General features: G+C 38.0%; 14 protein-coding genes. All 14 read right to left on the bottom strand.

The annotated features are described in order from the left end of the window. Positions 1-13: 13 nt before the first annotated feature. Entirely contained in the window at positions 14-334 is a 321-nt protein-coding gene (locus IGJ74_RS04030; protein ID WP_218193473.1) for a type II toxin-antitoxin system PemK/MazF family toxin, read from the bottom strand. Further along, positions 324-494 carry a type II toxin-antitoxin system PemI/MazE family antitoxin gene (mazE, locus tag IGJ74_RS04025; RefSeq protein WP_218193474.1) on the bottom strand — a complete coding sequence of 57 codons (171 nt, stop codon included), beginning with the start codon at positions 492-494 and terminating at the stop codon, positions 324-326. The genes IGJ74_RS04030 and mazE overlap by 11 nt, the downstream gene beginning before the upstream one ends. Before the next feature lie 94 nt (positions 495-588). Next, positions 589-1,488 carry a nucleotidyl transferase AbiEii/AbiGii toxin family protein gene (locus IGJ74_RS04020; protein ID WP_218193475.1) on the bottom strand — a complete coding sequence of 300 codons (900 nt, stop codon included), beginning with the start codon at positions 1,486-1,488 and terminating at the stop codon, positions 589-591. A gap of 13 nt (positions 1,489-1,501) precedes the next feature. After that, positions 1,502-2,095: a type IV toxin-antitoxin system AbiEi family antitoxin domain-containing protein gene (locus IGJ74_RS04015; protein ID WP_218193476.1), complete on the bottom strand. Its 594-nt coding sequence runs from the start codon at positions 2,093-2,095 to the stop codon at positions 1,502-1,504. A gap of 90 nt (positions 2,096-2,185) precedes the next feature. After that, positions 2,186-2,623, bottom strand: coding sequence for a hypothetical protein (locus IGJ74_RS04010; protein WP_223597820.1), 438 nt, complete (start codon positions 2,621-2,623; stop codon positions 2,186-2,188). Between the two features lie 27 nt (positions 2,624-2,650). Further along, a complete protein-coding gene (gene mobP2, locus IGJ74_RS04005) occupies positions 2,651-4,708 on the bottom strand; it encodes a MobP2 family relaxase (RefSeq protein WP_218193477.1) in 2,058 nt (685 codons plus the stop codon). After that, positions 4,708-5,139, bottom strand: a complete 432-nt coding sequence (locus tag IGJ74_RS04000) for a hypothetical protein (protein ID WP_218193478.1) — start codon at positions 5,137-5,139, stop codon at positions 4,708-4,710. Before IGJ74_RS04000 ends, mobP2 begins: the two co-directional genes overlap by 1 nt. A 17-nt stretch (positions 5,140-5,156) precedes the next feature. Further along, a complete protein-coding gene (locus IGJ74_RS03995; RefSeq protein ID WP_138314772.1) occupies positions 5,157-5,426 on the bottom strand; it encodes a hypothetical protein in 270 nt (89 codons plus the stop codon). Between the two features lie 333 nt (positions 5,427-5,759). Then, on the bottom strand, positions 5,760-6,719 hold the full coding sequence (locus IGJ74_RS03990; RefSeq protein ID WP_008381264.1) for a hypothetical protein: 960 nt from the start codon (positions 6,717-6,719) through the stop codon (positions 5,760-5,762). A 15-nt stretch (positions 6,720-6,734) separates the two neighbouring features. Beyond that, positions 6,735-7,376 (bottom strand): hypothetical protein, encoded by a 642-nt coding sequence (locus IGJ74_RS03985; RefSeq protein WP_218193479.1) that lies wholly within the window; start codon positions 7,374-7,376, stop codon positions 6,735-6,737. Between the two features lie 19 nt (positions 7,377-7,395). Continuing rightward, positions 7,396-8,508: a lysozyme family protein gene (locus IGJ74_RS03980; RefSeq protein WP_218193480.1), complete on the bottom strand. Its 1,113-nt coding sequence runs from the start codon at positions 8,506-8,508 to the stop codon at positions 7,396-7,398. Between the two features lie 2 nt (positions 8,509-8,510). Further along, positions 8,511-9,665 (bottom strand): toprim domain-containing protein, encoded by a 1,155-nt coding sequence (locus IGJ74_RS03975; protein WP_218193481.1) that lies wholly within the window; start codon positions 9,663-9,665, stop codon positions 8,511-8,513. A 20-nt stretch (positions 9,666-9,685) separates the two neighbouring features. Continuing rightward, positions 9,686-9,889: a hypothetical protein gene (locus IGJ74_RS03970; RefSeq protein WP_218193482.1), complete on the bottom strand. Its 204-nt coding sequence runs from the start codon at positions 9,887-9,889 to the stop codon at positions 9,686-9,688. Beyond that, entirely contained in the window at positions 9,889-12,453 is a 2,565-nt protein-coding gene (locus tag IGJ74_RS03965) for a trse protein (RefSeq protein ID WP_218193483.1), read from the bottom strand. Before IGJ74_RS03965 ends, IGJ74_RS03970 begins: the two co-directional genes overlap by 1 nt. Positions 12,454-12,521 lie beyond the last annotated feature (68 nt).

The following is a 12,521-nucleotide window of genomic DNA, read 5'->3' as shown; positions in this document are numbered from 1 at the left end:
CGCATGGATAAACTCAATCAAAAAAAGGAAAGTCAAAAATGGCTAAGAAGGTTTGAGCAACTATAAGAAACTCCCCTTCATCGCATGTGCCGGACAACGTGTACAGATCTGCAGAAGGATTGATCGTAAAAAACTCAGAACAATCGACAATCATCGAATGTTTCGAAGTCTCTAAGCTAATCTTGACCTCTAATGGTGCTTCAGTTGCAGCATCTGTCACTTTGCAGACGATCACTCGCTCATATGTGTCGTAAAAGACATCTGCACTAAGGACTAGATACATTTGTCCCTCGTTATCTGATAGAATATTGCGTTGACTCCAGTTACTTTTCATCGCTATTCTGCTTTAATGGATTTTCAATCTTTGGAACAAGCTCAATAATGCCATTTTCTTTTTGGTGGCAATAAAAGTATTGATTTTCTTTTATTTGTAATTCTTTGGGCAGAGAAATGACGAGCGAGTTTCCAATGATTCTAGTTTTGACTGCTTTCATGATTGCTGTTCACCTCATGCGTTATTATACTCGTATATCCATGGATATACAATAGTTTTTATTTGTAAAAAAAAGAACCAGCTATGCTGATCCTTCAAAATTCCATCTCATTATTCATTTTTCTCTCTTTTTTTAATTTCTTTTTTTCCTCCATTTTCTCCTGATCCAGTATCAATTTCATCAAGGAACCAACTGATTCCAATGTAGATTCAAAGGAAATATCTTTAGCAAAATTGTTTTCACCTTGATATTTTTCCCATTTATCTGCCAGTGACCGGCTTTCAGTCAGCTGAGGCATTTCGCTGTTGTATAGATTTTTGAATGAGGTGGAATTAGACCTTTGTTTAAAGGTACCACGTATACTTTTGTATAGACTTTCTGCATCGATACTCTCCAGTTTAGGAATCATATACATATCATAAAAATCCTTCATCCTTGAATTGTCGATACCAAAACTGAATGTTGCATGTAGCTTTTCAGATAGAATTTGTTCCGTTGGGTAGGCAGGAATTTGTATTTGTTTATCTTCAAACATTAATTTATGTTCGTACATCGCAGCTTCCGGAATAATAGAATCACCTGACGTAATATCCAATTTAAAAGGGACACGTGCTGTATCTAAATAAGCAACTATTTTTGCTTGATAACCTGGATAAAAATCAGCTTCTCGGGTTTCTGATAATCCTTGAAGTTCAAATTGAATCCCGTCCTTTGTTGGATTGGCCATCAACTCAGTAAAAATCTCTGTTAGTTTTTCTTTAGTCAACTTTGAATTTCGGAAAGTAGTATCAATATCTACGGTTGATCGATTCTCTAGTCCATACTTAGAGCCAATCAAAAATCCACCTTTCAAGACGAAATCATCTCGGTAGTCAGATTCTGAGATACATTCCAGTAGTTTTTCCATCATAAAGTATCTTTGGACGATCTGTGGGTTCAAGTGTTTTTCCATTGCAAAGTTTCGAGTCTTTGCCTTAAACTGTGTCGGGGTCATTTAGTTGTTCCTCCTAATATAACGGTACCATATAAGCACTCATTTCTTTTGGCGATTTCAAAATTTGCATGTACTTTCTTAATTTACTTGTATTTCTACTAGGGCTATTCATATACTCTTTTAGCGCTTCTTGCTTTACTTCTGCACTTGCCGTATATCGTGAATTCCACATGTCACACAGGGTTCTTTCCAGATCATAAAGAACAATTTTGTTTCCATAAAAGCTTTCTGTTTCTGTTAACCCTAATTCAAATGTTTCTTTTGTTGTATAGTGAGGTTGAATAGCATATTTCTCAAGGCGATCTTTAGGAACATTATAGCCTTTAGGAAATGTCATATTTAACTTTTTTGGAATATAAGTTCCCACTTGATAAATATCTAGTGCTGTTTCGTGAGAAAAAACGCCCTTAGAGTAAACACTTTGAGCCAAGTATAGTTCATCGATAAACGTATCTTTCATCGCATAAAACCCTGGTGCTACCTTTTCGATTTGTTTAGATTTAACTAACCGATCTAATGTCATAGGGAGGATTCCCTCTTTTCGGGCATCTTTCAAAGATAGATTTCCACCATATTTTTCTAAAGCATCAGCAACCTTTTGATTCAAAATAAATCCCCCCTTTTGTTAACTTTAAACTAACTTAATTATACTACGTTAGTTTAATATTAACAAGAGGGAATCAGATTTTGAACCTATTTAAGTCATTTCAAATCCTTTTGCTTTTTCTTTCCGCTTCTTTTTACTTTTGTTAATTGCCACCTTTTCCTCGATAATCATTTCATCATCTTCTTGTATGAGCAGATTGGTAGTTTCAATTTCTTCAATTTCGTCCTCTTCCTCAATCGGTCGATAAAGTGTTTCAAATTCCTGAAATGAGCGCATTCCCTGGTTTTGAGCTATGAAGGTTTCGACATCTCGATAAGAATAAACCTTTGTATAGTCTTGAAGACGTTCCGCTAAAACATACAGCTCTTGCTGATTCTCATCAGGAACCACCGAAATCGTTAACGTTGGATCTTTTTCAAAATAAGCGACAATCTTTTCTCGTTCTTTTCTAACATCTAATCCTTGATCTCCAGTATCTGTCTGAACCATAATTTCCCTCCTAAAAAAACGGTCAGGCACTTTCGCCAAACCGTCTTTTCTTTCTTATTGTTTTTGTTAAATATTTGATTGACTCTCATACTGCAGTTCACGATATGCACGCTCATTTAGATAATGCTGCAGACTGTTTTCGCAAGATCTCCTTAATGATTGAACCATCTTTCGCATTTCCATTTCTTTGCGACGATCTTGGAATCGAGAAACATTTCTTGGAGCCACGCTTTTCCCCTTTGCGGTTTCTTTTTTTAGTAGCTCTTCGAGTTCTGCAGCTGTTGGTTGATAGGCTTCTGTTTGACTAATATCGTAAACACAAATTTCTTCAAAGACGACTGTGTCTTCTATTTTGTAGGGCGCAATGATAATCAACGGTTGATCGATCTCGTCTTCACGCACCTTACGGCCATTTAGTTTCCATTGTTGTGGACCATAAACAAACGTGGCCCCAGGGTTTTGACTCAGGATCATTGTGCGGTTCTTTTTTGAAAATCGATCAAGATTGTGTTGCTCGTTACCTTCCTCGCTCTCCGAAGATTTTTGTTCTTTTGCTGACACGAATTCTTCATCCAACGTTTTATGTTTTTGAATACTTGTTGGTTCATAGTGAACAAAATCCGTCTCACTATCCACCGCATGAATGTACATCGCTCTTCGCTCGATCGTATCCTCCCGATCGGCGTTCTCCTGATTCAGCTTATACTGTATCCCCATTTGACGCTGGTCTAAAGATTCATCTCGCTTGTCAAAGTGCTGTTTCATCAATTCGAATGCTTCAGCGAGTTGGTTCGACCGTTCAGTAGGAATCGAGTCGCTCTTAACTTCAGGTGATTTTTCAATGAACGGTTGCTCAATTTCATCTTCTTCCACAGGTGGCGGGATCTCATTTAGCAGGTGAAATACATCTTCCATTTCCGGAGAAATAAAATCTTGTTCTGTTGAAGATCCTAAATCGATTGGTAAAACCGCTTGTTCTTTTTGAAGGGCATCAAATTCTTCTGCAGTCATATTTCCCACTGCTTTTTGCATTTGTTGACTCTTGGCAAATGTTCTTACCTCATGCAAAATTTGGTTTCCAATCTGAGCGTATAACCCATTTTTTCCATACAACTGATTCTCGTAGTACGTCGGTGCGTTTCTTGGATTTCCATACGCTGATTCGTATTCGTCAGAAATTGGTTTTAAAAGGCGAACCACTTTTTCCATCGTTTCTTTTCCGTCAGTGTTTAAGAACAAATTGACCATCCGATCGAGCGGTTCTTTGAAACCATGCCTTTGGGCAAAGCCATATTTCCAAAAGTATTTGTTATCAGGCAATGCTTGCAGTAAATCGGTTGCTAACGTTTCGTATCGACCAGCCAAAAACTCACTACGATTCTCTTTTGCTAAGGTCACTTGTTGCTGTATCGACTGGCTTAACTCTTTGAATTGCGTTTCATTTTTGAGAAGCGTATTTACAAACGTCCGGCGTGTACTTTTTATGGCGGACTGTTTGAATTTGGCCATATACTGCCAACCAGTTTTCTCTGGATCAGTTGGGTGTTCATAATATCCCCACTCCCTCGTTGGTTCTTTTTCTACATACCCGATATGGACATGAATATGTTTCGTGTTGTAGTGAATGGCGCCCGACCACTCGCCTTCTAACCCTTCTTTCTTTTCTAAATCTGTGACTGCCTTTCTTGCTGCATCGATCAGTGAAACAGTATCCACTCGATTCGTTTTTTCATTCATTAATGCATGGTCAACTAGCCACTCATTTTTGAAACTAAAAACCATTTGCCAAAGTGGCGATTGATTTTCTTGTGCTTGTGTAAAGTAATCCTTTAAGTGATTCATTACTTCGAGTGGCGCTTGATCATAATGGCGAGTAAAAGAAGAACTTGTCTTTTCGGGATTCGACATATAGTCGTTATAGGTGGAGAACATGGTTTCATTTCCACCTTCAATACTGTTGTAACTATCCGCTTGATTCTGTTCCGAAAACACATTGTACTTATCAAAGTTTTCGTTCCGAACGGCGGAACTTCGGTTCATATAGTCAATGAATTCATGGAAAGCCTGGGCACTAGAGATGACGAACGCTGCTGAGTAAATGACGCCAGCTGTTTGTCTTGCCATCAATCATCACCAACTTGGTTATATTTTTTCCGGTGGTGCGCTGTTTTGATTTGACTTTCAAGCAGTTCTTGATATTGTTTTTTTGCTTCAATTAGTGGCAAAGAATCCATTGATTGAAACCCTTCAATCTCATGAAACCACATCATCGTGTTGAGTAATTGTTGATTCAGTTTACTGTTCATTTCAGCTTCACGTATGATAGTCATTTGTTGCCTTTGAAGAGTCAATAATTCTTCCATCGCTTGCTGTTCTTGGGAATGATTCTTTTCATAAAAGTCTAACAGTGCTTCTAAGGTGTAGCCTTCATTCTTATCATTCCTCACATCATTCCAATAGCGGATACGATCGATAGTGGATTCTTTTACCCAATAGTTTTTCTTTCTCCACTTTTCTTCCTCTAGACTTGCTTGTTCTAACTCTTCTTTTTCCATAAGTCTTGCCTCCTATCTTATTCAGTAAATGGATCCTTTTCTATTTCAGAATAGGATTTTTCAACGACGGTTATAGCTAACCATTCCATGAATTGTTTTTGCTTTTCTATGAACTGCCGGTACCTGATTTCACTGTCCAATTGGAACTCATCATAAGCAATTTGCGTTAACACTTCTCGCAACATCTCATCACGACTTTTGTATCCTTTTTTCTTCGCTACCTTAACCAATCTTTGGTGGATCTCTTCATCTACATCACGAATTTGTAGTGGCTTTGTCCGACTCATCGTTGACCATCCCTCGTTTTTTTATAGCCAATTGAGGCCCTATTTTTTTCCTGGGGTCTTAACATTGGCTTATTCGCCTCTGTCTAGTGTAAGAGCATAAGGGAAAATGGATTACACACAAGGTGTAATGCCTTGCAGTGCAAGGCTTTTCTGTGCATTGCATTTTTCTACTTTTTCGCCCCTGTGTCGCCCTTAATTTCTAGTATTTTCGCCCCTGTGTCACCCTTGATTTTCCTTCTTTTTGAGGAATTCGCCCCCCGTTCGCCCCTTTTCTTAGCATTTAGCACCCTTGGTTCGCCCCAATTCGCCCCTGTGTCGCCCATGGATTTTTTGTTATTTATTCTCACTTTCCATTTGAGCAGCTTGATTTCGATCGATCAGTTTTTGACGTCGTTCTTCTACTACTTCAATTTGTTTTTGTGCTTCTTCAATTGCTTTGTAATAGCTATCAATTTGACTATTCAGCTGCTTATTGGCATTCTCGATTTCTTCTTTTTCACGTGCAGTTAAATACTCAGTTGACGCCTCATTTTCTAATATTTTTGACTTCGTTTTTTCGATCTCTGATTCGATTTTTTGAATGCTCTCATTTAGTTTTTTTCGTTCAGCGATCGCTTTTTCAATATCTTTTTCGGTCAATTCAATGACATAATCATTCACATTGCGTTTGGCCAGGGTTTTACTCGTTTGGACTTTACGATAATCTATATTGAAGCTTGTTTGATTGACTTCCTCTTTATCTTCAAACACCATTTCTCCTTCTTGATTGTAAGTGGGATTGACGCTGATATTCTTCTCGGAGTAGCCAAAATCAATCAGGATCGTTGTCCATTTTTTAGGAAGTTCCGGAATAGTTAAGAGATAGTAATTATCAAAAAGTGGTTCTAGTTTGGACTCTAATGCGACCCCTTTATTGCCTTCTTTGACTGAACCTGCAAATGCTTGGTATTCTCGATTCACGCTAGTTTCATTGCGGCTTGTAAGGAGTATGACCTCCATATATCTAGTTTCGGGATTGTAGATACGTTGGAAGATTTGAACCGTATCATTCCCGATTGTCTGACTACTTTCTACACCAAAACCGCTATCTATAATCGGACTATCATCTTCAAATAGAAGTCTTGAGGTAAAGAAAAAGAGCGTTCCTATTATCGTAAATAGGAACATCCCTTTATAGATTATTGGTGATAGTTTTGCTCGCTTTTGTTTTACTTTTGTCTTCTTTGACTGTCCTTTTTGGAAGTCATCTCTGAACGTTTCAATCCGTTCAATCAGTTCTTTAATTTTTTTCATTTGTGCCGTCCTCCTCTATTCATAGAATCTTTCCGGCACATCATTCGTGGTGACTGTTTCTCGGATTTCATTCACTTGCCATACGTTATTATCATTCTTTTTAAGATCCATCTGTACCAAATAACGTACTGTAAAAGGTTTATCTTCTTCATAGCTTGTAGACACATATAAGAAGCCGGTTACTGTAGCTTCGCCCAGTACGTTCTCTAAATTCACGTAGTATTTTTCACTGATTTTGCTCTGCTCAACAGTCATCTTGTCGTTACTTTCTACCCAATATGGAACGATTTTTCCCTTGGCTTTTGGCGTGAGATACTCTTGAATACTATCCATTTTCTCTTGAATATCATCTGAATTATTTGTGTAGAAACCATCTGTAAAAGCCTTGGCTACTTTCTCAATATTCTTGAATTCTAGTTCCGATCGTGTGTCTTTTGGAAGATTCACTTCCTGGGAATCAAGTTCTTCTTGCAAAGATTTATTTTCTTCAACATAAGAATTTATCGTCTCCTGATTTGCTTTTTGTTCAGACAACAACGTACTATTTTCCTTCTCTTTAAGAACTGGTTGAAGATAATTTAGGGCAATCAAAACACCTGAAACAAAGCTCAGAACGCTAACAAGTATGAAAATTACGGCACTATTTTTTTTCTTCATTCGACCTCTTCCTTTCTCTCTATTTCAATCCTAGAACTTCAGCTGGATCGATTAAATTTGATTGCGATAAGTCACTCGATTTAGCTATTTCTAAATGTAAATGAGGACCTGTTGAATTCCCTGTACTGCCAAGCTGTCCGATTGTTTGACCTTGTTTTACAGTCTGACCGACTGTTACTAAAAGCTTACTTTGGTGAGCATACAAGCTTACTTGACCATTCGCATGTTGGATTACTACATGGTTCCCCCAGCTATAATGTGGACCGGCCGTGATTACTTTTCCATCTGCAATTGCTTTGATATTTGAACCATAAGGATTCGCAAAATCCAGACCTCTATGAAAGGCTGTTCCTCCTCCGAATGGATCAGATCGCCAACCAAATCCACTCGAAATCACAGGATTATCTACTGGCAAAGCATATTCACCATTAGGAGCTTGACTGCTTTCTGTATTATCAATGTATTGGTACACAAGTTCGGCATAAAAGAAGTTACCTGAATCCCTATAAAGATACGTTCGCCCATCTGCTTTTGATACTTCATTTACGTAAGAATACTTTTGACCTGCATTCGGATACCCATTTGCACGTTGACTTGGTGCGACAACATTTCTTGAATAGGTTTCGGCTTCATCAACAGAATGTTTTTTATTACCATTCCCTAACCAAGAGACATAGCTAGAGCCAAAATTATAGGCTTGTACGATTGCCTTTTTATCATTTTCCAGACCGTATCTTTTTGCTAATTCTAACGTTGTCTTATAGTGCTTTACTCCTTGACGAATCGACCATTCAACACTTGAAATGCTATTTGGCGGCATGCCTCCTGATTCACTTGATTGCATAGGATCACTCCCTCTACCACCCGATTCGACCATCATAATCGCAAGTAGAAACGGTACTTCTGAGGAAATTTCTGCTGCTTGTGCTTCTTTTTCAACGATAGATTTTAATGCTAAGACGTCAGCTGAGAGGTCTTTGTTTCCACTTATTTCAACAGCCTGGCTCGTTTGTTCAATACCCAAAATACCGGCCATCATGGTTTGAGTTTGCTCTATAAACATCGCTACTGCCGAAAATGTGAAGACAGAAATAATTACGATAAGCAGCAACTTTATTTTTAATCCTCTCATGATCAAACCCTCTCTGAGTACGACATTTGCATCGACTGAACAAGTTTTTCTGCTTCTCGTTTTTCTTTTAACTTTTCGGCACGACTATTTAATAGTCCGGTTTTTTTAAGTTCCAACATCTCGTTCCAATCACCATTCTCCAATTCAGGTAGAAGTAATTTGAGTGTGTGGGCGGATTGGTACTCTCTTTCGTCTTTGTAGGTTTCATGTACATCTTGAACAAATTCTTGTCCTTTTTCATCGTTATTTACGGCAAGAATACTTTCTACTTTTGGCGCTTTAGTCAATTCTTGTAATAGACCTTTTGTCTCCCAAAAGGTGTCTTCTTTTAACCCCGAAAGAGATAAAAACCAAGAGTTAACAGGCAGAGATTCTTTTTGCAACTCAAACAAAGAAGCTGATTCAATCGGGCCTTCTGTGATAAATAAAGTCAACGGAACGTTATAAGCTACATTCACTCCAAATAAAAAGCCACGCTTGTTCATGGAGTTTTCACCTATGCCTTTAAAATACTTACGAGCTAATTTCAACTTTCCTTTGTCATTGAGTGAGGTTCTTTTTTCAAGAGATCGTGCGTAGGTTCCCTGTATATCGCAACCTACAATGTTTCCAGTTTTACCGACGCCTATATCAATGTGCTTGAATAATAAATTGTTTTTATTATCGGTAGAAACGAGATTTAGCTTTTCTAAATAATCAATTGTTTCATCCGATAGATAACGAGACTTTAAGTAAGACCGCCCCTTTTGACCGAGTTCACTTGTATCATAATTTCCCATTGTCGAAATGTGTTGAGGGTTAAATGGCTCTATTTTGCTTTCTAAGACATTTTGTCTAGCCGAGGACTTATTGATCGATTGATTCATTACACGCCTCGTGCTTTGAAACTGTAAAAGGTCTTCGACAGTTGTTTCAAAAGGTTCATTATAAAACGCCATTGATAGCTCAATGGCGTTGTTCCAAGAAGTAATATTTTGCGAATACCAGTTAACGACGCCTGTTTTAATATTTGCTCGTAAACTGTCATGGTCCTTATGCTCAACAAATTTTGAAGAAACCTGTTCGAATGGTTCTCCTCGCTCTAGCATGTAGGCGAGCATGTTGGTCTTACGTGCATAATTCAGTTGTTTTTCGGTAAACACTTTTAATTGGCTCACTTAGATCACTCCAATCCTACTTAAACGAACAGCTGCAATAGCAGATAAAGAAAAAAGACAAAAACCACAATAAGATAAAGGGTCTTTGTCTTCGCTGCTTCCATTTTTTTTCCTGGCTCTTTTGGTTTGCCAATGACGATTCGCCTTGTCAGCTTTTTCGTCTGTTGCCAACGTCTAGCTCGTTTCTCTTTCTTCTGCTCTTTCTTCTCATTTTTGTCCTTCATTATAGACCTCCATCAAAGATTTCTTTCTCACGATCGGTTAGGTCGTAACGAAATTTAATATTTGTAGATCCCTTAATGTTTAAAAGAATATCCCGTTCTTCGAATTTGAAAATCTCCGCTAAATCATAGTTACTTAGCTGTTTCCCAAAGATTTTCTTCATAAGTTGTTCTGAAGAGCTATCCTGTTGTAGCAAAAAGCGATAGGTAGTCAATTTAAACAGGTTCATTACTGCTTTAGATATTTCACCCATCTTTCCGTCCGTATAATCCGGAAATGCATCCGCAATGTCATGCAAAATAAACGTTTGTCCAATCAACAACTTGCGAGCTTCACGGTTATAGCGGTCCAATTCATTTAACAGGGTCAAATTTTCCGTTCGGATCGGATTATGGAACTCATCTGAAGTAATATTCGTGTAGATCAATTCATCCACTCGCTTTTGTTTTCGGTCAAAGAGATATTTTTCCCTCTGCCCGACACGTACCGCTTCACTGAAAGCAGCAGTATAAAGGTTATAATATTGCGCATTATAGGTCGCTTTATCCGATTTGATTAAGTTCTGCATATCGAACGTAACTAACTGCCGGTGACTAAAATCAAATTCTGACGGTTGATTAAAGATATTCCCTGAATTATCAATAAAAGATTCTAATTGCGATACCAACTCATACAAGCTCTTTTTTCGGAATTCTTCAACTTCACTTACCTGTTCTTTCTTTGCAAAGTCTAAAATATCCGAATAAATTGGATATTGTTCTGGCTCATATTGAGTGATTTTCGATAAATCAAGGTTGTGATCTTCCATATACTTGGCATAGGCTTTGGGAAATAATTTTTTCGCCTCCACCATCACTGGATCATCACTCTTTATTTCGTTGTTCAAAGCAAAAATCAAGCGCATTTTTGTTAGATTTGTTAAATAGGACTGTTGTTCTTTCGTTCTCTTTGTTTTTGCATCCACATCTGAAGCGTAAATCTGACAAGGATTTAACCGTGCTTCTGCGCCATCTAAATGGATTCCACCCAGGTATTCAGTCAAACGCTTTGTTTCATCAGACATGTAGAAGCCAAAATGATTATTGCCATATTCTACAAATTGTTTCGCTAGTTTCTTGGAAACGGTCGTTTTACCAAACCCCTGACTACCGACGATTATCATGCTGTACGATTTTCTTTGGCGATCCTTGTGTGTAGGTGATAGACAGATAATTCCTGATCCGTATAAAGGATAGCCGGAGTATGGAGCATCTGGATCAATATGATTCGTAAAATGAAATGGATAGCTGCCTGCAAGCGCAGACCCTTTGATTTCTTTCCCTTTTCTTCGAATCAGTTGCCGTCCTTGCGTATAAGAAACAAAGGAAGCTTTAAATTGTCGCTCCTGTTCATCTAAGAAACATGACGCCTGAAACTGTCGTTTACCTAATTGCATATGGACTTCTTTTTCTTTACTGTTCAACTCTTCAATCGATTCCGCACTGATTATATAACGGACATGGATTTCTTTTAGCACCTCTTGACCTTCAAGAATCTGTTCAACTGTTTGATCTAATTTGTAGTATTCGTTCTTCGCCTTTTTCTTCGATATTCTGGATTTTGAAGTAGCTACTTGATCTTCGTACTCTTCTAAGGAGTTGTTTAGATTTTTCTCTACCATAGGATTAGCCACGTCGATCGATCGCATGTCTAGCGTTGTCACCGCATTCTTCATATTGAAAATATGTTGTCCCCAAAAATTCGGATTATTTTTTGGCCGATAAACAAGTAGATTCAATACACGAATGAAGCCATTACCAATTTGTAATTCTGTTGGCGAATGAGGTTTCAATCCCCCTAGTGGTTGAATCTGGCCAATAAAGAGTGGATCATATCCTTTTTTATCAACGATTTTTTGAACATCCGGTCTTCTGCCAGATTCATCCGTATCCTGGTAAGGAATACCAATAGGAATTGTTGATAAAGGATTATACAATCTTACAAGTAGCTTGATTTTTTGAGTTAATGACATTTTGACAGGTCGGAAATTCGCCGTAGTGACACTCATAATTTCTCGTTCAACGTCTTCTAACTCTTCTTTATCTGTGGCGAATATTTGTAAGTAAACCGTGTTGATTGGTTTGTTATTATCTAAATACTCTAGTTGACTAAGGGTGATTGCCTGTTCTGTTTGTACATTTTTGTTTCCTTTTCGCATCTTAAAGCGCCGACGTGCATAGTCAATGTTTTCCGACATATCGACTGGAAAACTGGTAAAGATCAATTTGAGATTCTTGTGGACGGTACGTAAGAATACCAGGTAATCATGCAATGCTTCTTGTCGCTGCTGTTCACTTCCGTCACGTGCAGACGCATCTTCGATTCGATAAAAATTAGTGACTTCTTTTTCCATCGCAAAACAATCTTCAGATATGATTCTTCGATACGGAATCAAAGATAAGACGGTCTTCTCTTGTTTTAGTCGACGAACTTTCTGCCTTTTTTCTTCAAGCAAGAGATCTTTCACTACTTTAGGGGTCGTTTCTTGTTCATCTAATTCTTGTAGTAACGCTTCTGAGTTAATCATTTCCTTTATTTGCACCTCCAATAAATACAAAAAAGCGTTCCATTAACATTTGGTTAACGAAACGCTCT

This window comes from Enterococcus sp. AZ009 (assembly GCF_050548785.1).
GTDB lineage: Bacteria > Bacillota > Bacilli > Lactobacillales > Enterococcaceae > Enterococcus_D > Enterococcus_D entomosocium.
Note: the sequence above shows the minus strand (reverse complement) of the source record. Positions and strands in the feature narration are given on the sequence as shown.

Excerpts from the sequence above, each read along its gene's own strand:
- IGJ74_RS04030 (WP_218193473.1), bottom strand. The coding sequence starts at position 334 with ATGAAAAGTAACTGGAGTCAACGCAATATTCTATCAGATAACGAGGGA.
- IGJ74_RS03995 (WP_138314772.1), bottom strand. The coding sequence starts at position 5,426 with ATGAGTCGGACAAAGCCACTACAAATTCGTGATGTAGATGAAGAGATC.
- mobP2 (WP_218193477.1), bottom strand. The coding sequence starts at position 4,708 with ATGGCAAGACAAACAGCTGGCGTCATTTACTCAGCAGCGTTCGTCATC.
- IGJ74_RS03990 (WP_008381264.1), bottom strand. The coding sequence starts at position 6,719 with ATGAAAAAAATTAAAGAACTGATTGAACGGATTGAAACGTTCAGAGAT.
- IGJ74_RS03970 (WP_218193482.1), bottom strand. The coding sequence starts at position 9,889 with ATGAAGGACAAAAATGAGAAGAAAGAGCAGAAGAAAGAGAAACGAGCT.
- IGJ74_RS04020 (WP_218193475.1), bottom strand. The coding sequence starts at position 1,488 with ATGACCCCGACACAGTTTAAGGCAAAGACTCGAAACTTTGCAATGGAA.
- IGJ74_RS03965 (WP_218193483.1), bottom strand. The coding sequence starts at position 12,453 with ATGATTAACTCAGAAGCGTTACTACAAGAATTAGATGAACAAGAAACG.
- IGJ74_RS03985 (WP_218193479.1), bottom strand. The coding sequence starts at position 7,376 with ATGAAGAAAAAAAATAGTGCCGTAATTTTCATACTTGTTAGCGTTCTG.
- IGJ74_RS03980 (WP_218193480.1), bottom strand. The coding sequence starts at position 8,508 with ATGAGAGGATTAAAAATAAAGTTGCTGCTTATCGTAATTATTTCTGTC.
- mazE (WP_218193474.1), bottom strand. The coding sequence starts at position 494 with ATGAAAGCAGTCAAAACTAGAATCATTGGAAACTCGCTCGTCATTTCT.
- IGJ74_RS04000 (WP_218193478.1), bottom strand. The coding sequence starts at position 5,139 with ATGGAAAAAGAAGAGTTAGAACAAGCAAGTCTAGAGGAAGAAAAGTGG.